General features: G+C 42.1%; 19 protein-coding genes and 2 pseudogenes. 6 read left to right on the top strand and 15 right to left on the bottom strand.

The annotated features are described in order from the left end of the window. Positions 1–133: 133 nt before the first annotated feature. From BM283_RS01845 to BM283_RS01815, 7 genes are all read right to left on the bottom strand, one after another. Positions 134–943, bottom strand: coding sequence for an EcsC family protein (locus tag BM283_RS01845; RefSeq protein WP_090688456.1), 810 nt, complete (start codon positions 941–943; stop codon positions 134–136). 199 nt (positions 944–1,142) lie between these two features. Further along, on the bottom strand, positions 1,143–1,844 hold the full coding sequence (gene phoU / locus BM283_RS01840) for a phosphate signaling complex protein PhoU (RefSeq protein ID WP_090688454.1): 702 nt from the start codon (positions 1,842–1,844) through the stop codon (positions 1,143–1,145). 29 nt (positions 1,845–1,873) lie between these two features. Further along, the gene (gene pstB, locus BM283_RS01835) at positions 1,874–2,773 is read right to left on the bottom strand and encodes a phosphate ABC transporter ATP-binding protein PstB (RefSeq protein WP_090688448.1); all 900 of its coding nucleotides are present in this window, start codon (positions 2,771–2,773) and stop codon (positions 1,874–1,876) included. A 23-nt stretch (positions 2,774–2,796) separates the two neighbouring features. After that, positions 2,797–4,095, bottom strand: a complete 1,299-nt coding sequence (gene pstA, locus BM283_RS01830) for a phosphate ABC transporter permease PstA (protein ID WP_090688444.1) — start codon at positions 4,093–4,095, stop codon at positions 2,797–2,799. Beyond that, positions 4,088–5,470 (bottom strand): phosphate ABC transporter permease subunit PstC, encoded by a 1,383-nt coding sequence (pstC, locus tag BM283_RS01825; RefSeq protein ID WP_090688439.1) that lies wholly within the window; start codon positions 5,468–5,470, stop codon positions 4,088–4,090. Before pstC ends, pstA begins: the two co-directional genes overlap by 8 nt. Before the next feature lie 57 nt (positions 5,471–5,527). Further along, the gene (locus BM283_RS01820; protein WP_175491995.1) at positions 5,528–6,574 is read right to left on the bottom strand and encodes a PstS family phosphate ABC transporter substrate-binding protein; all 1,047 of its coding nucleotides are present in this window, start codon (positions 6,572–6,574) and stop codon (positions 5,528–5,530) included. Between the two features lie 321 nt (positions 6,575–6,895). Next, entirely contained in the window at positions 6,896–7,528 is a 633-nt protein-coding gene (locus BM283_RS01815; RefSeq protein ID WP_090688436.1) for an Hsp20 family protein, read from the bottom strand. Positions 7,529–7,898: 370 nt separating this feature from the next. Between BM283_RS01815 and BM283_RS19810 the strand changes: the two are divergent. Together BM283_RS19810 and BM283_RS01805 are read left to right on the top strand one after the other, a co-directional pair. Further along, positions 7,899–8,066 (top strand): annotated as a pseudogene (locus BM283_RS19810) (transposase); the annotation flags it as partial. A gap of 231 nt (positions 8,067–8,297) precedes the next feature. Then, positions 8,298–9,731 carry an NHL repeat-containing protein gene (locus BM283_RS01805; RefSeq protein ID WP_090688428.1) on the top strand — a complete coding sequence of 478 codons (1,434 nt, stop codon included), beginning with the start codon at positions 8,298–8,300 and terminating at the stop codon, positions 9,729–9,731. 177 nt (positions 9,732–9,908) lie between these two features. Here the strand turns inward: BM283_RS01805 and BM283_RS01800 are convergent. Then, positions 9,909–9,992, bottom strand: a pseudogene (locus BM283_RS01800) (transposase); the annotation flags it as partial. 560 nt (positions 9,993–10,552) lie between these two features. Here BM283_RS01800 and BM283_RS17865 point away from each other — a divergent pair. Together BM283_RS17865 and BM283_RS01785 are read left to right on the top strand one after the other, a co-directional pair. Then, a complete protein-coding gene (locus tag BM283_RS17865; RefSeq protein WP_139225163.1) occupies positions 10,553–10,951 on the top strand; it encodes a hypothetical protein in 399 nt (132 codons plus the stop codon). Positions 10,952–12,267: 1,316 nt separating this feature from the next. Beyond that, positions 12,268–13,596: a PhoH family protein gene (locus BM283_RS01785; RefSeq protein ID WP_090688418.1), complete on the top strand. Its 1,329-nt coding sequence runs from the start codon at positions 12,268–12,270 to the stop codon at positions 13,594–13,596. A 313-nt stretch (positions 13,597–13,909) separates the two neighbouring features. Here BM283_RS01785 and BM283_RS01780 read toward each other — a convergent pair whose 3' ends face one another. Then, on the bottom strand, positions 13,910–15,667 hold the full coding sequence (locus tag BM283_RS01780; protein ID WP_090688415.1) for a bifunctional ornithine lipid synthase OlsF: 1,758 nt from the start codon (positions 15,665–15,667) through the stop codon (positions 13,910–13,912). Positions 15,668–15,989: 322 nt separating this feature from the next. Further along, the gene (locus BM283_RS01775) at positions 15,990–16,301 is read right to left on the bottom strand and encodes a hypothetical protein (RefSeq protein ID WP_090688411.1); all 312 of its coding nucleotides are present in this window, start codon (positions 16,299–16,301) and stop codon (positions 15,990–15,992) included. Positions 16,302–16,452: 151 nt separating this feature from the next. Here BM283_RS01775 and BM283_RS01770 point away from each other — a divergent pair, with 151 nt between their 5' ends. Beyond that, complete coding sequence (locus BM283_RS01770; protein WP_090688408.1) at positions 16,453–16,674, top strand: hypothetical protein; 222 nt, start codon at positions 16,453–16,455, stop codon at positions 16,672–16,674. Here the strand turns inward: BM283_RS01770 and BM283_RS01765 are convergent. From BM283_RS01765 to BM283_RS01740, 5 genes are all read right to left on the bottom strand, one after another. After that, positions 16,671–16,853 (bottom strand): hypothetical protein, encoded by a 183-nt coding sequence (locus BM283_RS01765; protein WP_090688405.1) that lies wholly within the window; start codon positions 16,851–16,853, stop codon positions 16,671–16,673. The genes BM283_RS01770 and BM283_RS01765 overlap by 4 nt on opposite strands. Before the next feature lie 88 nt (positions 16,854–16,941). Continuing rightward, positions 16,942–17,337: a hypothetical protein gene (locus tag BM283_RS17860; protein ID WP_139225162.1), complete on the bottom strand. Its 396-nt coding sequence runs from the start codon at positions 17,335–17,337 to the stop codon at positions 16,942–16,944. A gap of 1,213 nt (positions 17,338–18,550) precedes the next feature. Beyond that, a complete protein-coding gene (locus tag BM283_RS17855) occupies positions 18,551–18,949 on the bottom strand; it encodes a hypothetical protein (protein WP_139225161.1) in 399 nt (132 codons plus the stop codon). A gap of 797 nt (positions 18,950–19,746) precedes the next feature. After that, positions 19,747–20,514 (bottom strand): alpha/beta fold hydrolase, encoded by a 768-nt coding sequence (locus tag BM283_RS01745; protein WP_090688393.1) that lies wholly within the window; start codon positions 20,512–20,514, stop codon positions 19,747–19,749. Then, the gene (locus BM283_RS01740; protein ID WP_090688390.1) at positions 20,511–21,548 is read right to left on the bottom strand and encodes a M14 family zinc carboxypeptidase; all 1,038 of its coding nucleotides are present in this window, start codon (positions 21,546–21,548) and stop codon (positions 20,511–20,513) included. Before BM283_RS01740 ends, BM283_RS01745 begins: the two co-directional genes overlap by 4 nt. A gap of 292 nt (positions 21,549–21,840) precedes the next feature. Here BM283_RS01740 and BM283_RS01735 point away from each other — a divergent pair, with 292 nt between their 5' ends. Beyond that, positions 21,841–22,752: a patatin-like phospholipase family protein gene (locus BM283_RS01735; RefSeq protein ID WP_090688385.1), complete on the top strand. Its 912-nt coding sequence runs from the start codon at positions 21,841–21,843 to the stop codon at positions 22,750–22,752.

The following is a 22,752-nucleotide window of genomic DNA, read 5'->3' as shown; positions in this document are numbered from 1 at the left end:
GCACAAGCTGGTAATATCAGCCTTGAATTAGAAATAAATTATTAGTTGGACAACAACTACAGCGTATTAGTGTATCCACAAAAGGAGCTTGCTTTATAGTCTAGCTATTATCCTTTGACCTAGCCTTTTCTAATTATTTCCGCTCTGCCCGGCTGAAAATATCGTATTCGCGCCGTACCAGGTCGGGGCCGTATTTGCGCTCCAGTCGGCGCACCGTAAAGTGAGCACGAGCAATGTCCTGAAAATGCTGCATGAAGATAATATTCACCAATGCCCCACTCAGGGCGCCCAGGATAGGCACCATCTGAGCAGCCACCTTGTCAGTCACCACAACCCCGAACCGGGCGGCAATAGCAGCGAGCAGTACTACTATAGTTGGGTGAGATGGCTTAAGGATGCCTTTTTCCAGGGCCTTTTCCGGAATCTTAGACAAGTGTAGAGCCAGAGCTATGCGGAGGCCGTAGTAGCCGGTTTCTGCGGCGTTATCCTCTTCAGTGCGACCGCCCAAAGCCAGGACTTCCAGACAAGCGAGGCGGGTATGCAAATCACTCACATCTTCACCTTCGCTGCGCGCGATGTCAGCAATAGCTCGCAAAGTAATAATGGTAGACATGGGCAATTCGGCAATAACAGCGGGCAAGCCAAAGTAACCCCCAAGAGCCCCTGAGGTAGCCGCCAATAGCTTATGATATCTTTCTTGCGCAGCTATACCAGGCTGATCATCAAGAGGACTGATAATGCTTTCCAAAGCAGTCAGCAGAGTACGGCTTATGCCCTGACGTAAATTCCCGTGCCAGGTCTTGGGCAGCAGCTTGAGGCTGCGCTCAATGGGCAGACCGACAAAATGGGTCAGACGAGCGGCCATGCTGGGATGCTCCAGTTGCCGATAGGCAACACCAAGTGCCTTTACATCCTCAGGTGTGAGTTGCAAGGTTATAGTCATTTCTTACCTGGCAAATGAGAAAATTTCAACAATGCCTCTATATGTCATGAGTCTAGCCCTTTCCAAACAACCGGCCAATTACGGCTCTCTAGTTGAACATTCATCACTTATTCTAGTAAAACCAGAAATAGCGTAGCGATACTGAAGATAAACAAATGCACCGTGAGAAAAATTCTAGACCAAACGATTCAGTATTGGTTCAAGTCTGTTCAATCTCGGTATGTCGAATATCCTCTCCGCTAACCATATATACTACATACTCCGCCAAATTACGCGCGTGCTCACCAATACGTATCAGTGATTTCATGACGAGTACAATATTGATAATGTGCCCAACGTTTCGCGCATCTTCCAGCACGTATGTGGTAAGTCTTCGTAAACCTGCCTGGAATTCTTCGTCAAGATTATCATGACTGTTTAACAATTTTTCAGCCCTCTCCAGATCAAGCGCATCCAGAGTTTCAATCGCCTCTTTTAATAAAGTGCATGCAAATTTGCCTATTCCCGTGATGTCGCGGAGCAGGTAATTACTTGGGTTAGAATGCTCGTTGTTATACAGGGTGGTAGCTATGTGGGCTATTTTAGCAGCCTCATCGCCCAAACGCTCAAGGTCGGTAACCAATTTTGAGAAAGCCATGATGGCCCGCAAATCGCGCGCTACCGGACAGCGTTTTGCCAGTATTTCAGTAATGGTATTGTCTATACTTTTTTCCATAGCGTCTACCTGTGATTCTCGTTCGGTGATCACGCGTATGATGTCCAGCTTTTGTTGCTGAAAGGATTCAAGCGCCATTTGAACTTGATCATAAACAAGATCAGCCATTTGGAGTATCTCAGTATTAAGGCGATACAACTCACCATCGAAACGTCGAAAGGTATGACCTTCAAGTCGGGTAGCCATGTTTATTCTCCTCGATTCGCTTTAAGCATTTAACCAAAACGGCCAGTAATATAATCTTCAGTCAATTGATGCGCGGGAGTGGTAAAAATCTGCTCGGTGGTGCCGACCTCGATGAGATCGCCGAGGTGAAAATACGCGGTACGGTGTGACACACGCGCAGCCTGTTGCATGGAGTGCGTTACAATAACGATCGAATAATCGGTACACAGTTGATCCATCAACTCCTCAATTTTGGCAGTCGCAATAGGATCAAGCGCAGAACAAGGCTCATCCATGAGAATGACTTCAGGATTAACCGCAATTGTACGCGCGATACACAAACGCTGCTGCTGCCCACCTGACAAGCTCGTTCCTGGCTGATCAAGACGGTCTTTGACCTCTTCCCACAGCCCCGTTCTTTTCAAACTTGTCACCACGATTTCATCCAGCTCGACCTTGTTTTTGGCCAGGCCATGAATGCGTGGTCCAAATGCAATATTTTCGTATACCGATTTTGGAAAGGGATTAGGTTTCTGGAAAACCATTCCAATTTTGGCACGCAAAGGCACCACGTCAATTGACTTGTCATTGATATCCTGGCCATCCATCATGATACTTCCAGTCACACGACAACATTCTATGGTGTCATTCATTCGATTCAGACAACGCAGAAAAGTGGATTTTCCGCAACCAGATGGTCCAATCATGGCAATAATCTCTTGGCAACCTATATCGATTGTCACATTCCTAAGGGCATGCTTGCCGCCATAAAAAACATTGACATCAGTGCAGTGTATACGAGGGTCAGCGACAGTCACCTTTCCCACAGTTTGCCTGTTATCACGGGAAACTGTGGCTCTTGATAGGTGTATTCGGGCGTATTTTCTTCGATCTCCTCTTCGACGTTCAAGCTGATTGCCTGGTTGTGCTATTTTAGCGTTATCAGTCATCGACAATCCTCTCCTAAAAAAGCTTACCAGCGGTGCTCGAATTTCTTGCGAAGAATGATCGCCAGCACATTCATGACAAAAAGAAACCCCAGTAACACGATAATTGCTGCCGAGGTACGTTCAACAAATGCTCGTTCCGGACTGTCTGCCCATAAAAAGATTTGTACTGGCAGTGCCGTCGCTGGAGAAAGTATGTCTGATGGAATATCCACGATAAAAGCGACCATGCCGATCATTAACAAGGGGGCTGTCTCACCCAATGCACGAGCCATGCCAATGATCGCTCCGGTGAGCATTCCTGGGATAGCAAGCGGCAACACATGAAAATAGACTGTCTGCATTTTTGATGCACCCACACCAAGGGCCGCTTCACGTATGGAAAGGGGTACCGATTTTAAAGCTCCACGGCTGGCAATGATAATCGTAGGCAAGGTCATGAAGGCAAGCACCAATCCTCCAACCAGCGGCGCTGAACGAGGAAAGCTCATGAAATTAATGAATACGGCCAGACCAAGCAGTCCAAAAATAATGGATGGCACAGCAGCGAGATTATTGATATTAACCTCGATTAAATCTATCCATTTATTTTTGGGAGCGAATTCTTCCAGATAAACTGCTGTGGCAATACCCACTGGAAGTGATAATATCAAGGTGACGATCAGCGTATAAATTGATCCCATCAATGCTCCCCATATTCCAGCGAGTTCCGGTTCACGTGAATCACCGTTGGTAAAAAATGCCGTATTAAACTTAAGCGTCAGCTTTCCTTCGGCTTCTAACTGATCAAGCCATGAAATCTGTACATCACGCAGACGGCGTTCTGCCTCGGGTACATCTCGCATGATATGTCCTTTAATTAACATATCCACTTCATCATCCGCTGGCACCCATATTTGTTGGGTTTGCCCGATCAGAGCGGGATTATCCATCACCCTCTTCCTCAGCTGATAAGCCGCACCCGTACTGACGAGACTGTATAACAGACGCTTTCCATTACGATTAGTTACCTCAGGGAACTGCTTGCTCAAACTTACTTTGACTAAACTACTATAGTCGGCAGCAGAAAGCGCATCGCGCTGTCGTGTTCCTGCCGGATCGAGCAACCGTTCGTCAAAATTCACTTCCAGTTGAATAAATGTTTGCTGAAAAGCAGTGTAGCCTTTTGACACAATGGTGTAGAACAGCACAAAAAGAAACATCAGACTCATCATGATAGATATCAGACCAATGCTGCGAAACACCTTTTCAGATAAGTGTCGTTTAGGCAGACTTGCATTGACCTGATCAATCGTTTTTGCTCTGGAAGAGACTGATTTATTCATATTGCTCCCGATATTTTTTGACCACATACAATGCAATCACATTGAGTATGAGAGTGACCACAAAAAGCACCAGCCCCAATGCAAATGCAGCCAATGTTTTCGGACTGTCGAACTCCTGGTCGCCAACCAGCAACGTCACAATTTGGACGGTTACAGTCGTAACGGACTCTAATGGATTGGCTGTCAAATTTGCGGCGAGCCCCGCGGCCATCACCACAATCATGGTCTCACCAATCGCACGTGACACTGCCAGCAGAATACTGGCGACAATCCCGGGAAGCGCTGCGGGTATCACGACCTTTCTGATAGTTTCCGATTGCGTCGCCCCTAGACTATAAGCACCATCTCGCAATGATTGGGGCACCGCATAGATCACATCATCAGAAAGTGATGATACAAACGGTATAATCATGATCCCCATCACCACACCTGCAGCCAGGGCGCTTTCAGATGAAATCTCCAGTCCCAGTGATTCCCCCCAACCTCGAAAAAAAGGTGCAACCGTTAACGCTGCAAAAAATCCATATACGACTGTGGGAATACCTGCAAGAATTTCTAGCATGGGTTTGCTCAGGGCACGCACACGTGATGAGGCATACTCAGATAAATAAATGGCGGACATCAGGCCGATGGGCACAGCGACCACCATGGCAATGAGCGATACCAGCAGGGTGCCAACAAACAAAGGGACAGCACCAAATGCACCCGATGCACCAATCTGACCAGGCCGAATAGCAGTTTGAGGACTCCACTCCAGTCCAAATAGAAAGTCGGTAAAAGGTACCGACTGGAAAAAGCGTATTGCCTCGAATAAAACTGACAATAAGATACCCATCGTAGTAAATATTGCGATGGTCGAACAGGCTATCAGAAAAACCAGTATTGTACTTTCAACCTTATTGCGCGCCCTATGTTGTTGGTCAACACAAGATAATGCATAGGCAGCCCCAGCCAGACCGAGCGCTATCATCACAACAAATAATGCCATGTCACTGATAGTCTGCAAATCTCGATAATGGTCAGCCGCTGCGGCAATTTCTGGGCGAGTCATGTCAGCTACCATGTTTCCGCTTACTATGTTCCGAATTTCGTTGATGACAAGATTTAATTGCTGTTCTGAAAGAGAGGTAACCTCTTCAGAAAGACCAGCAATAACAAGATTAGTGATAATCGCTGATTCAGAAAACTGCCAGAAAGTAAAAATGACGAGTGCTGGGATACCGCACCAGAGCGCTGTGTAATAGCCGTAGTAACGGGGTAGTGAGTTTAGCTTCCTAATATTACCATTTGCAATCACTAAAGCACGTCGGCGCCCAAAGTAGAAACTGGCCACCATTAATACAAGTAAAATAAGAAAAAGGATGAGCGTATGCATGTGCAATCTCAAGTCAGTAAAGGTGGCGCAGATACAACTGTACCCGATTAAAATCTGTTAATTACAAATTATATTTGCCTTTAGCTGCTTAACCGTCTGAGCAACTTCAGCACGCTCTGCGGCTGGCAAAGGAACCAAGCCTCTGTCTGACAAATAACCCTCATCACCCCAAGCTTTCTCACTGGTAAACTCGTTCAAATATTCCTTGATTCCTGGAATCATGCCAACATGCGCTTTCTTCACATAAAAGAAAAGTGGACGAGAAATAGAATAACTGTGATCTGCGATGGTATCGAATGTTGGCGCCACACCATCTATAATTGAACCCTGTACCTTGTCAATATTCTGATCCAGGAAGTTAAACCCGAAAATACCTAACGCCTTTGGATTTGTCTGCAGCTTCTGCAAGATCAGGTTATCGTTCTCACTCGCATCGACATAAGCACCATCTTCACGGATGGTTTGACAAATTGCCTTATATTGCTTTTCATCCCTTTTTTCTATCGCAGCAATCCAGTCAAAGTTTTTACATCCTGCCTCCATGGCAAGCTCAACAAAGGCATCGCGGGTACCGGAAGTTGGGGGCGGACCCAGCACTTCAATGGCAATATTGGGTAATTTTGAATTGACCTGTTTCCAAGTCTTATAGGGATTGGGAACCAGTTTTTCGCCCCCTCTGGGATCGGGTACATTCTTGGCTAGCGCTAAAAACAAATCTTTCCGTGAAAACCGCAATGCCGTGGTTTTCTTGGAATTGGCGATGGCAATACCATCATAGCCAATTTTCACCTCAATAACTTCAACGACACCGTTTGCTCGACATAAATCGATCTCTGATTTTTTAATCGCACGAGAAGCATTGGTGATATCAGGATGCGCCACCCCTACCCCACCACAAAAAAGCTTAAAACCGCCGCCTGTCCCTGTAGATTCAATTTTCGGTGTTTTAAAACCTGTTGTCTTACCAAAAGTTTCCGCCACTACTGTAGCAAAGGGATAAACCGTGGAGGAACCAACAATATTAATATAATCACGCGCAGCTTGAGCAGAACCGAGACTGGCAACCATCAGCATAATTGCTAGAATAAATGATTTTCTAAACATTTTTTCTCCTGGGCAAAACACGCTGGTCAGTTTCAGAATGGGTAAATAGCTTCCCCATTCATGACAAGGCTATACTGTATACTGCGTTTGTTACATAATTATGACCATACGAGCTGCAAGCCCCAAGGCATACACCATCCTGAAATCCAGTACTTGCTTTCCCAACTATGAAATTGCCTGACTGAAAGTTTTCAATTTGCTCAGATAACTTCACTTACGCACGATCGTATATTCCCCAGACAGACATAAGTACGCCTACTCTTGCCATCAATAAACAAACAAGAAAAATCATTCTTTTTCCAGGCGGGAGAATTTCCTGAGTTACTGAATTTCGAGTTCCTTGATAGCTTTCACATGTTTTTTTGGCAGGGTTAATTCCAGCACGCCGTCTTCATATCTTGCCTCAGCCTTATTCACATCGATTTCCTCATCCATTTTAAATGTACGTGAAACAGGTTCCTGAGAGCGTTCGAAAGAAATTATTTTTTCACCTTCTTTTTGGCCTACCTTTTCCCTTCTTTCTACATTAATAACAACACAGCTACTATCCAATTGAACTTTTATGTTACTTTTGTTTACCCCAGGAATATCTACATAAAGCGTATAAGCAGAAACATTTTCAGTTAAATCAGCTTTCATTTTTGGAATCTCTCCTATATGTATGCCTAAATTATTGAGCCAATCTCCAAGTGTAACAAGTACGTCAGTGACATTACCGGGCAGAACTGATAATGGTTTTATAGTCGTCTCTTCACAAGGCAGTGGCTTGGCACTTATCTCACGAGAAGATGGCTGTGTAAGCTGTGGAGCTGTTTTCTCACCATGCGAAGTAGAAGGTGACGTTTTGGCACCTGATTCCTGTGTGGTTGTTTTCTCGCCATGTGAAGTAGAGTGTGACTTCTTGGCACCTGTTTCATCCGGCTGAGATGAAGAGTGGTGTTTAGTACTCGTCATAATCGTTCTCCTCTCATCTATGAAAAGCGACCCTTTCTTTAGATCAATGCGTTTCTCAAATCAGTAACTAGAGAAAGAGTATGAATTACCTCATCGTCTTCATTTTATTCGTAGTGAGATATTGATTTGAGTTCACGCTATGTCCTTTCAGACTCGACCCGTTTCCAAGTGTTAATTAAAAAAGATTAGATGAAATAAGAGTCGAATACCAAAAGTAATCTCCATAATACGGACCTTAAAAAAAAAAAAAATACGTATTAATACGTATCTAACGAGAGTTCAAGATAAGAAAAGAAGCAAAAGGAATTTGAATCGTTTAGGATGAGGCTGTTTTGAAAAAGGGTTTCATCATAAGAGGAGTGAGCTTCCGATGGATGCGATAGCGATTTTTTTGCAGTTGACGACTTTTGTAAAGAGTTTGAGCCGTGGGAAGCAGCACTTATGTTTATGTAAATGCTCGATCATTGAAACCGTCAACGCCCCATTGAACAATATCTCGCAAATCGAGCATTCTCGCCATCGCATCTCATTTAATTTTTGCTAACCGGTGGCTTGATTAGGGTCTTACGCATTCCCTGAGAGAAAACTCTTTAATAGTAGGCTCTCTCAGGCTCTTCCAATCGTGATGTGATGATTCTTATGTCGAACTCACGTGTCGTTAATAAAAGCGTAACGTTCTTAAACCAGAATTCACAGCGCCAGATGGATTTAATCATGTACTCTCTGATTTATCCGGCAAAATTTAATTTATTCTGCTAGGAATACAGTTATGAAAAATAAATCTTGTTTTATATTTGTGGTGGCTGCTTTGGTTGCTGGTTCTTCAATCCATACTGTTGCCGAAGGTGTTACCGGACCTTCTAGCTCTGCCTCCCCTTATCTGACGCCCTTAACCAACGGTGTAGAATTTACTTCTATTCTGACGGTAGGCGACAGCGTCAGGCTCAAGCATAAAGGCAACGAGACTTATCGCATGGTCGGCATTCCGGATGGTTTGGGTGCCTACGACAACAACGATGGCACCATCACTGTGCTGATGAATCATGAATTGCGCAACACAGCCGGGGTGGTACGTAACCATGGCGACAAAGGCGCGTTCGTGTCCAAGTGGCAAATTCGAAAGAACGATCTCAAAGTACTTAATGGCGGAGATTTGATCAAGAAACTTGAACTAACCAATCCCGACCAGACTGCCATCAATCGCCTATGCTCCGCCGATCTGCCAATGCTCGGTGCTTTCTTCAACAGCAACACCGGTAAAGGCTTTAGCGAGGGGCGCATCTTCATGAGTGGCGAAGAAGTTGATGCTGCCGGCCGCGCCTTTGCCCATATAGCGGAAGGCCGTCAACATGGCCTCTCTTATGAACTGCCCGCTTTGGGCAAAGCAGCTTGGGAAAACTTGGTGACCAGCCCTTATGAGCAGGATAAAACCATTGTGGCTGGATTGGATGACGGCAGCCGTCTTGCCAGCAAGGTCTACTTCTATGTCGGTAATAAGCAAGAAGCCGGCAATCCAGTTGAAATGGCCGGTTTGACCAACGGTATCAGCTATCAGCTTCTGATTGGTTCTCATGTAACTGAGGCTACCATCCCGAATGGCCATACTGATCAATTTAACTTGGTCGCATCCGGCGGTACTGGCCTCAATCGCGTCGAAGACGGTGCATGGGACACAAAAAATCCAAATCGTTTTTATTTTGTAACCACTGACCAATTTGATGGTAATAGCCGTTTGTGGAGCGCTACATTTCAAGACATCACTAAACCAGAATTAGGCGGTGAAATCAAGGTGCTGATCGACGGGGCCGTGAGTGGCCCACAAATGATGGATAACATGACGGTCGATAGTGCCGGCAATGTCTGGATTCAGGAAGACGTTGGCAATCAGGTTCACCTCGGCAAGATCTGGAAATTCGAGCCGACTACCGGCAATCTGACAACCATTGCTCAACATGACGCCGAGCGCTTCATCTCTGACGCTTCAGCTGACATTGATGGTGCGGGCAATAAGCAATCTGACGAAGAATCCTCCGGTATTATAGAAGTTACTGAGATGTTTAACGGCGTTCCTGGCTACGACATAGAGAATAACCGTTATTTCCTGTTAGATGTGCAGGCACACTACAGTACCGTTAATGGCGCCGCACTCGATCCGGAACTGGTAGAGGGAGGTCAACTGTTGATGATGAAAGCGCCCAAGTAAAAGATCGCAGTCATGTCAGGGGGGCGCTTCCTGACATGATATTTTAACGTGAGTTCGACATAAGAATTATCGCTTTCCAGCTGGAAGAGCTTGAGAAAGCCTAATATTAAAGAGTTTTCTCTCAGGGAATGCGTAAGACCCTAATCAAGCCACCGGTTAGCAAAAATTAAATGAGATGCGATGGCGGGAATGCTCGATTTGCGAGATATTGTTCAATGGGGCATTGACGGTTTCAATGATCGAGCATTTACGTAAACATAAGTGCTGCTTCCCCACGGCTCAAACTCTTTACAAAAACCGTCGCTTGTTTAAAGGTGATGTAAGGGAAAACACAGCAGCACCAGCAAATAAATCAACCGATAAGTTAATGACACACTGAGATATAAGAGCGGCCTTTGAGGATGTATGGTTATTCATACATAAAACCTGCATGTTGGTTAACGGAAGCATTGAACTTTCTAAGAAAGCAGGGATGAGCTAATTTAAAAATCGTTTCTAGTCAGCCCTACCTCGTTAGTACAAAAATCGTCTATCTTCATATTTCTGCAATAATCAATCAGTATTATAAAAGCCATCTAGGAATTGTCAGAAAATCATGGAATCGATTTCTAGCCATAGGTAGCTACTAGCTAAACTTCCTCCCATCAGGTAGCTACCTATTCTAAACCATCAAGGGAGACGCAGCTGGCGAAGTGCATACCACTTGCATAACCTTTGCCGGGTATTTTTAAAATACGCTTACGAATCAGGTTGTGAAAAGCATTTAACCTCGTACCTATGCCGATCAATAAGCAATAACTTGTTATAGAAAGGATTATTAAATGATTAAAAGTACAAATTCAGCTACTCAATTATCAATCGAGAACAGGCCAGTTGATTATTTTTCTTCGGTGCATTCTTTGGGGCCAATTTTACACATGTTGAATACTCCATCTTCTACAGTTTGCGCAAACCGTGAGCCAAATTCACAGTCTTTCCTGTATTTGAAACTAGCTAATTATTCGATGCTCGAAGCCATGGCAAGACGTATGGGTATTAGTCTAAACGAGATGACAAATGAAGTAGTGACTATAGGTATTGCATATATTCTCAGTCATTTGAAAAAAAACTCAAAGAAGGAAATTAATGAATTGGCTGAGAAGGTTGTTCAGGAGGTTGAATTAGAAAATCTTCTGTGGGAAGAAAAAATGCCTAACGAACTGAATGATACAGTAGCTTAAATGTGTTTTGATAAAGCATATGAAAAGTTAAAGTGATTTTTAGAGGCAAATAATACGGAAACCATTAAAACTAGAAGCTTCCGCCTTAAAATCGACCGGGTTTGCAGAATTTTAAAAAATGTGAGTTCGACATAAGGATTACGCCACCACATCTGGAAGAGCCTGAGGGAATCTGATATTAAATTGATGTTTTTTTGACGTGAGGGATAAGTCACCAATCCAGCGATCAGATTAACAAAGAAGTTAAATAGATTGCGATGGCGGAATGCTCGCTTTAACAGCACAAAAGTACCACAAGCCACTTTATAGCAGATCAACAAAGCCGTTTTAGCTCATTACTTGGAAAATAGCACCGCTGATGCTTTAAAACTTCACTGAAGCAACCTTGCCATGGTTATCATGACTTCGCTTAGACATAGTTAGTTCTCCTCATCGCTGGCGCCATTTAAGCGATAACTGCGATAAGCGTTGCCCTACCACGGCCCAAATCCTTTACAAAAGTCGTCAATTGCACAAAAAGCCACTACTATACTATGCATCAAAACCTCACTCCTCTTGTGATGAAACTTTTTATCAAAACTGCTTCACCATAGGGGATTCAGATTGCTTTTGCTGCTTTTCTTATCCTGAACTCATGTTATCTAGTTACTTCCAAAGCTTTCTCAAATCATATGCTCAGGATCATGCCAGAGACCGCTAAAATTACTATTTGCACAACCAATTTCAGATAACAGCATGCCAATGTCGTTATCCTTACTCTTGCTTTTATATTCATTTTTTCTTATATAAAAAGTTTATCAAAATCATATCTTCAGGGATATCTTCAGAATTAAGCCTGAAACATTACGATATCTCTTTCATGTGACAATTTAATGACGCATATAAAAAACATTAAACAATGCTTCGTCACCAGACGAATTGCTAGAGAAAAAGTCACTTAAATGCGTTGATTAATAAGTGATCTAGATTAATATCTGTGCAAAAATCATACTAAGGGCAGTGGCAGAGAGAGTCATAAAATTGACTGAGCAATACTACAGTTACAATTCAAGCTCGAATGTCAAGCACTTCTATGCAGGCACCCCATTGAAGCTAAGAAAATTAAAAAAGACCGGGATTTTGAGCAAAATGTTTTTATCTGTTTTTTTTGATAAGAAGAGGTGTATATTTTCTTATTCCATTTCCAAATCAAAAATGACACGAAGGCGAGCCGCAGATAGTGGAAATAATATGGCAAGGAAAAGCTGATAAGGTCAGTCTGGATTTAGAAATGGGATCAGCCCCCCCCTCTAGCGATAATCAATCACATCAAAACTATGGCCAAACGCGCTAAAAAAATTTATGTATTGGATACTTCTGTTTTACTCTTCGATCACAACTCCATCAAAAATTTTGAAGAAAATGATGTAGCCATTCCTATTACCTGTTTGGAAGAGCTGGATCGCTTTAAAGTAGGAAATGAAACAAAAAACTTTGAAGCAAGAGAAGCCATCCGATTTCTGGATAAGCTTTCAGGAAATTATGGTCTTAACAACTGGATCGCGCTGGGAACAAAAAAAGGAAAACTGAAAATTGTAATGTCGAATCTAGTTAAAGGAATGGATGCAGAAGAGATCTATGGAAAAGGAAAGAATGATCATAAGATCATTAATGCTGCGCTGACGCTAGCTCATTCCGAAAAGTCTGCCAAAGTTATTTTGGTCACCAAGGATATTAATCTACGCCTGAAGGCCAAGGCCATAGGGCTACCTTCAGAAGATTATGAAACTGGCAAAGTAAAAAACGTCAAAAATATTTCGACTAGCTTTCCAGTGATCGAAGAGATCTCTTCCAATATGATTAATGAGCTTTTTAGGAAAGGCAGCATTAACGAAGGAGATCTCCTCGGCAAACATAAAATTGCCAATGGTTATTACATCATTAAAAATGGTAGTGACTCTGTTCTGGCACGATACAATGAAGCTCTGGATACGATAGAACGGGTCGAAAAAACGTATGTTTATAATATCAAACCTAGAAATGCCGAGCAGGCTTTCGCTGTGAATGCATTATTGAATGACCATATCAAGCTTGTTGCTCTTCAAGGTGTGGCCGGGACCGGAAAAACGTTATTGGCGCTAGCATCTGCACTCGAGCAAAAAAATAAATATGACCAGGTCATTCTCGCCCGGCCTATTATTCCATTAAGTAATCGCGAGATCGGATTCTTGCCTGGTAGCGCTGAGGATAAGATTTCTCCCTACATGCAGCCATTGTGGGATAACCTGAAATACATCAAAAGCCAATTCCGCACTACTGAAAAGAAAGCCAGGATTTTGGATGACATGGAAGAAAGCGGTAAGCTTTCAATCACTGCGCTGGCCTTTATCCGTGGACGAAGTTTGTCCAATGTCATATTCATCATTGATGAAGCACAAAACTTGACACCCCATGAAGTTAAAACGATTATCACGCGTGCCGGTGAGGGAACAAAAGTAGTGTTCACGGGTGATATCAACCAAATCGATACACCCTACATGGATGAACAATCAAATGGCCTTACTTACCTGATCGATCGTTTGAAAGGGCACCCTTTGTTCGCGCATATCCGGCTTGAAAAAGGGGAACGCTCAGCGCTGGCAAATCTCGCGAACGAGATGTTGTAATTCTCATGCGGTGCGTTATTAAGGCAAAGTGCTTTTAACTTAAAAACCACTTTAAGTTAATAGCATTTTCATCCCAGCTCGAGACTTGGACAAAAAATACTGAGAGCATCTCAAGCATACGCTCACAGCGGCTGGCTTATCCTAGGTTCAGTTCTTAACCGACTGAAACCTTGGGTAGGTACGGTTTCAGGAAAACCAAAATATTGAGTTATGCCATCTCTAAATCAAAACTGACACGAGTTGAACCGCAAGCACTGGAAAACCGATAAAGTCAAATTTGATTTCGAAATGGCAATTAGTTATAGATAACTTATTATGCAAAGCTAAGATTTTCAATAACTCTTGCATGACTTTCAATATAGCGTTGATGTTTTTTTTCTTTAATGCTATCGATATGGACTAGAATCAAAGCATCCACACAATTAGAAAAATCAGGATCAATATTAAAACCCAGAAATTCGCAACCTCCTGGATGACATAGCTCTACATACTGTTTATATAGTATAGGGATCTTTACACCTAAACTATCCAGCTGTTCTTTAAGAATGGCAAATGCATACTTGTATTCAATTTCGCTTGATACCTTTTTAAATGGTATAAAGTCCTTAATCTGTATAAAACTAAATGGAAGTCTGGGAGCGGAAAGCATTTTGTCGTTGCCAAAAAGTTCTGTATAAAAACTTGCAATGACTTTTTGTGCGGGTTCAGGCAATGAAGTGCTCAAGGAAACAGGCCCAAACATATATTGTATTTCCGGGTGCAGATAAAGATAAGCGCCAATCCCATACCAGAGATAATCCAGACTACGCTTTCCCTGATATCTAGGTTGGATAAAACTACGCCCCAGTTCTATAGCATTTTCAAGATAGGGAATGAAAGACTGATCAAATTTAAACAGGCTGTTAGTATACAGACCCGTTTCGCCATATTTCCTAAGAATCTTGGCTGCTTCCCCTATTCGGTAGGAACCAATGATTTCCAGCTCATCTTCGTCCCATAAAATAAGGTGTCGGTAATAGCGATCATAATTATCGATATCTAAAGAATTACCCGTGCCTTCCTGCACCTGGCGGAAGGATAATTCGCGCAGACGTCCAATTTCACGCATTACACTGGAATTGGAAATGTAATCGAATAGATAAATATGCTTGCCATCCTGTGTTTTACCTATTAATTGTGAAGCTTTTAGTTCTTTACGAATGAGCTTGGTTTTGACTGGATGGATAATATTCTCAATGGGTTTAAATAGCTCCTTTTTCTTCTTCTTACCCAATAAGTAAACATGTTTGCGCATTAATTTGGCAATACTTTTTTTGGGCATATCCATTGCTGCTATGGATTCCCACGGGATAGGCTTGCCAATCCTGAATGAAATTTCACAGCCTTTATGATTAAACATTTCATTGACCAGCATCATGGTGCCCAACGGTTTATAGATACTGGAAAGACCATAAAAAAGCATGGAATTTTTACCGCCAATATATACAGGAACAATCGGTGTATTGGTTTTTTTAGCTAGAGATAAAAAACCGGTTTTCCACTTGCCATCACGGATCCCAAGAGGAGAGATACGTGAGACCTCTCCAGTAGGAAACATGATGACAGCTTGTTCTGCTTCCAGTGCTTCAACAATTTGCAGCATACTATCGCGGTGCTTCGCTGTTTTTGATAAATTATCAACCGAGAGAAATAAGCCTTGCAGGGGATCGATACAGCTCAGCAATGTAGTCGCAACAATTTTAACGTCAGTTCTGATCTCTGATATTAATTTAAGAAGCGCCAATCCGTCTAGAGAACCAAGCGGATGATTAGCGACAATCAATACACGACGCTGGTCAGGTATATAAGCCCGGTCTTTGCTAGAAACCTGAAAGGTAAAATTAAAATGTTCAAGAACGGCATCATTGAATTCTAATCCTTCCAGATATTGGTGAGTTTCAATAAAAGAGTTAATTTCATCCTGATGGAAAAGTTTTTTTAATACAGAAGAAGCGACCTTCAACAGAGGTTGATCAATGGTCTCATCCACCTTTTGAAAATAATCTTTTAGTAAGACATCAACATCCAGCATAAATCTTCTCCCATTACACAATTAATAATGGATAAGATATATGATCAATATGACCAAGAAATGACGTAGAAATTACTCTAAGAAAATGAACTGGAAGAATTGAACTCAGATATTCCATTAGGAAAACCTTCTAATGAAAAATATGGGTTTATTTGACGTGATTTCAGGATTAGGAAAACAGCAGAAGGAATCTGAATTCTTTATGATAAATGGATTCTGGTAAAGAGTTTCATCATTATGTGCGAGAAGAAACATTCGCTTAACATTAAGTTATCTTAAGATCTTCCAATTATAGGTGGATAATTCTTATGTCTAACTCACGTTAAATATCTTTCCTATAGCTGCTTCCTGCGCTTTGTTTCACAATGAAGTTGGCAAAACCCATGCGTGCCTCGAAATCGGCATTCAGGCCTTGCGAGCGGCACCAACCAGAAAACATTTTAGGATCGATACGGGTGCGCACAACGGTATACCCATCTTGCTTAAGATTGTCCTCATCTTGCTCCGCTTCAGCAAGCCATACGTCGAAGCTTTGTGGCAGCTTATGACTATCAGTCATGATTCTGAGGATGGCATCGTAATCTTCGCGATAGTACCAGACCATGCCTATTTTAAAACGAGTTGATTTTTCCATGGTGTTTCTTTTGTTAATGAATAGCTGGTGCAACTTCATGCTTTATCGGTATCAGGCAACCAATCCTAAGCACAGGGCGTGCTGGATATTAGAAATCATGGAAAGTTCAATAATACATCGGGCCCAAGAGAATTTAAAATGGAGGAATTCAATGTTAATTATTGTTGGTGACAATTTCTCTAAATCATTGAAGCGTGTTTTTATTTTCTATGTCATTTATGAAGAGATCACTGACATCCGGTTGAGTATTGGCAATGAGGTAGTCACGGATGGAGCAAGCTTTTTCGCTGGGAATGTTAAAGACAAGCCAACCGAGTCCTGCATTCCTGCACCCGAATCTGATTCTGTCATCTTTGAGCTTTACAATGATTAGCCGTGGCTAGTCTTCCCAGACATACCTTCATCACTTTTAACTGGTGGTGTTTTTGGCGCTTCATGGAGCAAATTTGCTCTGACAACGGCGAGTTCGGCTATTAATGTTGACAGCTCGTGTGCTGACAATGTTTCATTGATTGACAAGCTCACAGATTTTTTGTTTTCGCTTAGTTTCATCGGTTCTCCATTGTTGTTAATAGTTGGGTGGAACTAACTATTCTATCAGCATAGGAGAGGATGCCTATTCAGCCAATATATAAAGAAGCTATTTAAGAGCATCAAGCGTAATTACTGATTCTTTATCACAATCCAGACAAGTGAAGGAAGCATCGACTATGCCCATATCTCCAAATATTCTATGTGGTGCACCGCCTGTGCTTATTAGCTTTGTCGAACTGCAATATCTACATCGATAAACCTGAGGATTTCTGCTATGGAAACTTTCAATCTTTTCATTCAATGCGCCGTTTTCGAGCTTAAGATTCTTAATTTCAGATTCAAGATTGCACATCAGATCCGCCAAAGCAGAAGTCTTTATTCTGTATGCACAAAGCTCATTCTCGTAAGCTACGATCTGGTCCTTCAAAAGCAGAAGCTGCTCTTTAAGATTTTCAATAGATTCATGTTCATTAATAAGTTTTTTAATAATTTCGATGGTCATGATAGGGCGAGGGTAAAAAGATTAGGTTGTGTAATACTCACGAATCTTGCTACCAAAAAAGTAGTGCAGTTTGATAAGTCTGATTTCCATCATTCTGTCATTACTAAAATTGCCATTCTCAAATCGATTGAAGTGAGAAAATAATCTATTGCAGATTGCCAGAATTAGTTTACTGGCTATTCGTTAAATTTTTGTGTAGCAATCAAGTCATATTACCAGTAGGGGGATAAGGATGAGTAATAAGAAAATCCTGTACGTAACCAAATGTATCAAATATAAGGCTAGTGCAAGTCGGGTCTGTCATATCAGTTTTTCTGCTGCTTTGCGTAACGAGCACGAAGGATTTTTGCAGTTTTCTTTTGATGTCGAGACCTAAATGTCAGCGGTGATGAGCCGCAATCGCTAAGCTATGCGGCTTTTTTATTGCCTTATGTGTGCCCTCCATAGCCGGACCTGGCGGGGAGCCAGAAGGCTCATCGGCGTCTGTTGGAAGCGTAGCTTGTGGTTCGTTCAACGAACAAGAATCAGCACATTATCATCACTAACGTGAGTTTGGGATAAAAAAGCAGCAAAATGAATCTGAATTTCTCATGATGAAGCAATTTTAAAAAGAACTTCATCACTAAAGGAGTCAGATTCCGATGGATACTATGCTATTGATTATTTGTGCAATTAACGATTTTGCAAAGGGTTTGAGTCGCAGTGAGAGGAGTGCCTGTCGGAGTCATCGCTAAAACGGCATTGTCGACGAGGGAATCTGTGTCTAAGTGAAGTCATGACAATCATGGGCGGAATTTTATCTGTCGGGCTACCAGACGTTTAAACACTATTATCTGAATTACATGTTGAGGTATTAGCCATCTATTTCCCAGGATTAGGGAGCCACAACCGCGTTGTTGAGTTGCAACAAAGGCAGCTTGTGGTACCTTTATGCTGTTAAAGCCAGCATCCCCATCGCAGTCCATTTAACTTTTTTGTTAATCTGATAGCTGAATTGGTGCCTTACGCCTTTCGTGAGAAGAGACCTTCAATTAATCTCAGACTCCCACAAACTCTTCCAGATGTGATGATGTGAGCCTTATGTCGAACTCACATTTTTATAAGGTTCTAGAGACTTGACCAACTTAAACCAAAAGCTTCTAGTTTTGATGTTTTCCATACTATTTGTCTCTAAAAATCAATTTAACTTTTCATATAATTTACCAAAACACATTTAAGCTGCTGTATCATTCAGTCCGTTAGGTATTTTTTCTTCCCTCAAAAGGTTTTCTAATTCGACCTCCTGAATAATTATCTCAGCCAATTCATTAATTTTCTTCTTAGAGTCTTTTTTCAAATGACTGAGAATGTATGCAATCCCTATATTTATCACTTCATTTGTTATATCGTTTAGACTAATACCCATGCGATTTGCCATCGCTTCGAGCATCGAATAATTAGCCAGTTTCAAATACAGGAAAGACCGGGAATTTGGCTCACAGTTTGCGCGAACTGTTGAAGATGGAGCATTCAACATACGCAAAATTGGTGCTAAAGAATGCATCAGAGAAAAATAATCACTTGGCCTGCTCTCGATTAATAGTTGAGTAACTGAATCTGTACTTTTAATCATTTAGTAAGCCTTTCTATAACAAGTCATCGCTTATTGATCGGTATAGGTATGGGGTTACATGCTTCTCACAACCTGATTCGTAAGCGTATTTTTAAAATACCCTCAAGGGTTTTGTGCAAGGACGTATGCACTTCACCGACTACGTTTCTCTTGGCAGATTAAAATAGACAGCTACCTGATGAGAGGAAGTTTAGCTAGTAACTACCTATGGCTAGAAATCGATTCCATGATTTTCTAACACTTTCTAGATAGCTTTTATAATACTGATGGATTATTGCAGAAGTATGAAGCTATACGGTTTTTTATACTAACGAGGTAGCACTGACTAGAAACGAAACGATTTTTCATTTAGCTCATCTCTGCTTTATTAAAAAGTTGAATGCTTCCGTTAATAAACATGGAGGTTTTATGTATGAATAACGATATACCCTAAAAGAGCGCTCTTACATCTTCATGTGTCATTGAGTTATCGGTTGATTCATTTGCTGGTGCTGGTGCTGCTGCTGTGCTTTCCCTTACATTACCCTTAAACAAGGGACGATTTTTGTAAAGAGTTTGAGCCGTGGAGGGCAGCACTTATGTTTATGTAAACGCTCAATCATTGAAACGCCGCCAATGACCAATGGAAGAATAGTATCTCGCAAATCGAGCATTCCCACCATCGCAATCCATTTAACTTTTTAATTAATTGGTGGACTGACTAGTGGCTTACGCGTTCCATGAGAAGAGACTCTTTAATATTAGGTTTTCTCAAGCTCTTTCAGTTGTAATATGATGATTCTTATGTCGAACTCACGTTATTTAAATTCCAGCAGTTGAAGAAAATCAGAGTTAAACCATTGCTTGATGATATTTGCCAGCCACTCTGGCTCATCCAGTGATAGATCATGGCCAGCCGTATCATGCTCCATATAGCTTGTTTGCCAAGTCTGCGCCAATTTCAGGCTACAGCGATAATCCACCAGGCGATCAGCCCGACTGGCTACAATAAGTACTGGTTGCTTCGGTTTGGAGGTTATCGAAAATTTTAACGCAGCCAGGAATTGGTTTCTCGCGCTGACAGTTGACACGGGGTTTTCTTGTTGCCATTGTTGCCAGGTCGTAAGCAATTGACTGTTGTGGCTGTGACGATTTGAAGTCAGAGTCAGAATATCCGATTCCTTTTGCAAAGATGACTGAAAAATCATTTTTATAACATGGGGATAAATCGTCCAGCGTAGACGGTGATAAAACGGTGAAAGCGGTCTGGCACTGGTATTGATTAAAACGGCCGCGTCCACTTCATCCGGATAGCGCATCATCCAATCAATCGCAATCATCCCTCCCATGGAAAGTGCAATCAGTCTGAGCGGCTGGTTGTTGGACACTTTCTCGCGCAATGCTTCTGTCATGCCTGCAATCGTTTTTGGGCTGGTAACATCATGCAACCGGCCATTACCAGGAATATCCAGCATACTAATATTCGCATGAGGAAACTGTTGCTGCAGATACTCGGTAAACCCTCCCCAGTGTCTGGTTTCACGCAACAATCCTCGAATCAATACAAAATGCTCGGGATATTTCATGTGTACCACAGCGCCCGCGCTTGTTGCTCTAATTCCAGTGAGTCACTCTTAATAAGCCAGTTTTCATAAGATAAAGTCGCGTGCAACAGAAATTCCATCAGTATTAAATGCCCCCTCAGCACTCGGTTAAGCCGGTGTGGTTTTATCGGATGATAAAGCCCCTGTAATTGACGTAACTGCAGCGGATTCTTGCGAATCCATCGCCAGGATCCCATTTCCAGCGTTAATGGCAGAAAAATATGATCACTTGCCAGCGATTTCAGATAAAGAAAATCCCAAAGATCACCATGTACCAGGTAATGTTGTGATTGTGGCTCAAAAAGATAATCTTGATAGGGATAAGTCTGCATAAAAAGCTTACGCAGATAAAAAACTTCTTTTAAATGTTTAATAGGTTCAAGTCGGCTCCTGGCATAAGGAAACCAGATCTGATTACGCGTACCAAAACCGGAATGGCAATCCAGAACCAGGCTGAACGGGGCAGAAAAAACCTCCCGGGTAATAAAATCACATAACGCTTGTGCTTCAGGCTGCATCCCTTCAGAAGCCTTCCCACGGTACCATGGCAAATAAGATGAAATCCGGTGCCCCCCTGCCAGCCAGATGGTTTTTTCATGGCTATCTACCGGGGCATTACGCATCAGGTCAACCCCTTGCCCATTCGCACGGGTATAGTTAAGCATACCAACCGGATTAATGAGCGGTAAAAAATTAATGCATACCCGCTGCAGAATATCACTCAAAACCTGATCCCACTTCAAGCGTTCCAGCAGAGCTTCCAGAAAAGCAATGACAACTTGTGTTCCAATGCGCTCTAGCCCATGGACACCTGCAACATAGGTAATACAAGGAACAGTTCGTGCCCTGTTACCGAGTGTTATGGCATAAATTGGCAAGCTACCTTCATCACAGGATAAATGACAAAGCACTTGACTGCTTAGACCTGTTCTATCACCCAAATGAATCATTGCTTCAATTTGTTGTAGCTCAGGTAATAACTGTTTCAAGGTATTAGTGGTATTAGCAGCAGGCATAAAAACTCGTTCTCGGCAATCTATCTCATCTGTGGTAGATCATGTTTTCCTAACAAAGATTGCATCCATATTTAACATAAACTTCAAGAAAGTTTAATCAATTCTTTTTAGAATTCATTTCCCTACTCAACTTTTTAAAAGCGATTTATAGGGTAATAATGAAAAGTATAGTTCCCCTTGAAAAATTTTGCTGTACTGCAGAATCCAGTAGCCATGAGTTCAAAAATACATCCACCTCGCAGCTAATAGCATACATCTCATACGTAGTAACATAAATCCCGGGAGATCGGTTGTGCAACACAAATATGTTTTGAGTTTAGATGGAGGCGGTAGCCATTTGTTAATTCAACTTAGCGTATTAGCTTGTCTGGAAGAGGATAGCAGTTCTTCAACCTACAATTTATTTGACATGGTTGCGGGCTCATCATCCGGGGGGCTGATTGCATGTTTAATTCTGGGCCGGACATTGACTGCCAAAGAGATAATCCATACTGTTCTCCAAGAGAAAATGTTAGAAAAAATGATGGCAGAACATAGGATGAGCAGATTGCTAAATCTACTGCAAATTCGCCCCAAATATAAAGGCACACCCAAAAGCCTGGTATTAAAAAAGGCATTAGGAAACTTAAGGCTTTCATCACTTAATAAACGAATATTGATTCCCAGCTTCAACCTTAATCGGGATCAGTTAGAAATTTTCACCAATGAGAGTCAGCCGGATTTTCTTCTTAGCGAGGTGGCAGATGCTTGCACGGCTGCACCAGCCTATTATCCTCCCGTACAAATGGAAGATGGGAGCTGGCGAATCGATGGGGGCATAGGTATGAATAATCCTGGCCTTAGTGTCTATCTTCATGCTAAAAGGTTTTGGAAGGAATATGATATAAAAGTACTTTCCATTGGATCAGGCTGGCGCAGTTTCGCTATAAATGGCATAAAAGCCTGTGGATATGGCGGAGTTCAATGGTCAGCAAAAGGGATCGCTTCATTAATTCTTAGGGAAAAAATGATTGCAAATGTCAAAATTACTGAGGAGATATTGGGTGATCGTGTGTTATATATCAATCATTATCTAAAAAATTATGATATGCCAGGTAATATGGATTCTGCAAATAATCCAGTATTCCAGCAAAAGGCATTAGAAATTGGCAGAATGTGGTATGCGCAACATCGGGAACAGATTCAACAATGGTTGCAAATCTGA

It is taken from the genome of Nitrosomonas sp. Nm34 (assembly GCF_900113925.1).
Lineage (GTDB): Bacteria > Pseudomonadota > Gammaproteobacteria > Burkholderiales > Nitrosomonadaceae > Nitrosomonas.
The sequence above is the reverse complement of the archived record's forward strand: the minus strand, read 5'-3'. Positions and strand labels throughout refer to the sequence as shown.

Bases quoted from the DNA above. Each gene is read 5' to 3' on its own strand.
- phoU (WP_090688454.1), bottom strand. From the start codon at position 1,844: ATGGCTACCCGACTTGAAGGTCATACCTTTCGACGTTTCGATGGTGAG.
- BM283_RS01785 (WP_090688418.1), top strand. From the start codon at position 12,268: ATGGCCAAACGCGCTAAAAAAATTTATGTATTGGATACTTCTGTTTTA.
- BM283_RS01805 (WP_090688428.1), top strand. From the start codon at position 8,298: ATGAAAAATAAATCTTGTTTTATATTTGTGGTGGCTGCTTTGGTTGCT.
- BM283_RS01845 (WP_090688456.1), bottom strand. From the start codon at position 943: ATGACTATAACCTTGCAACTCACACCTGAGGATGTAAAGGCACTTGGT.
- pstA (WP_090688444.1), bottom strand. From the start codon at position 4,095: ATGAATAAATCAGTCTCTTCCAGAGCAAAAACGATTGATCAGGTCAAT.
- BM283_RS01775 (WP_090688411.1), bottom strand. From the start codon at position 16,301: ATGGAAAAATCAACTCGTTTTAAAATAGGCATGGTCTGGTACTATCGC.
- BM283_RS01740 (WP_090688390.1), bottom strand. From the start codon at position 21,548: ATGCCTGCTGCTAATACCACTAATACCTTGAAACAGTTATTACCTGAG.
- pstB (WP_090688448.1), bottom strand. From the start codon at position 2,773: ATGACTGATAACGCTAAAATAGCACAACCAGGCAATCAGCTTGAACGT.
- BM283_RS01820 (WP_175491995.1), bottom strand. From the start codon at position 6,574: ATGTTTAGAAAATCATTTATTCTAGCAATTATGCTGATGGTTGCCAGT.
- BM283_RS01780 (WP_090688415.1), bottom strand. From the start codon at position 15,667: ATGCTGGATGTTGATGTCTTACTAAAAGATTATTTTCAAAAGGTGGAT.
- BM283_RS17860 (WP_139225162.1), bottom strand. From the start codon at position 17,337: ATGACCATCGAAATTATTAAAAAACTTATTAATGAACATGAATCTATT.
- BM283_RS01770 (WP_090688408.1), top strand. From the start codon at position 16,453: ATGTTAATTATTGTTGGTGACAATTTCTCTAAATCATTGAAGCGTGTT.
- BM283_RS01745 (WP_090688393.1), bottom strand. From the start codon at position 20,514: ATGAAATATCCCGAGCATTTTGTATTGATTCGAGGATTGTTGCGTGAA.
- BM283_RS01765 (WP_090688405.1), bottom strand. From the start codon at position 16,853: ATGAAACTAAGCGAAAACAAAAAATCTGTGAGCTTGTCAATCAATGAA.
- BM283_RS17855 (WP_139225161.1), bottom strand. From the start codon at position 18,949: ATGATTAAAAGTACAGATTCAGTTACTCAACTATTAATCGAGAGCAGG.
- pstC (WP_090688439.1), bottom strand. From the start codon at position 5,470: ATGCATACGCTCATCCTTTTTCTTATTTTACTTGTATTAATGGTGGCC.
- BM283_RS01815 (WP_090688436.1), bottom strand. From the start codon at position 7,528: ATGACGAGTACTAAACACCACTCTTCATCTCAGCCGGATGAAACAGGT.
- BM283_RS17865 (WP_139225163.1), top strand. From the start codon at position 10,553: ATGATTAAAAGTACAAATTCAGCTACTCAATTATCAATCGAGAACAGG.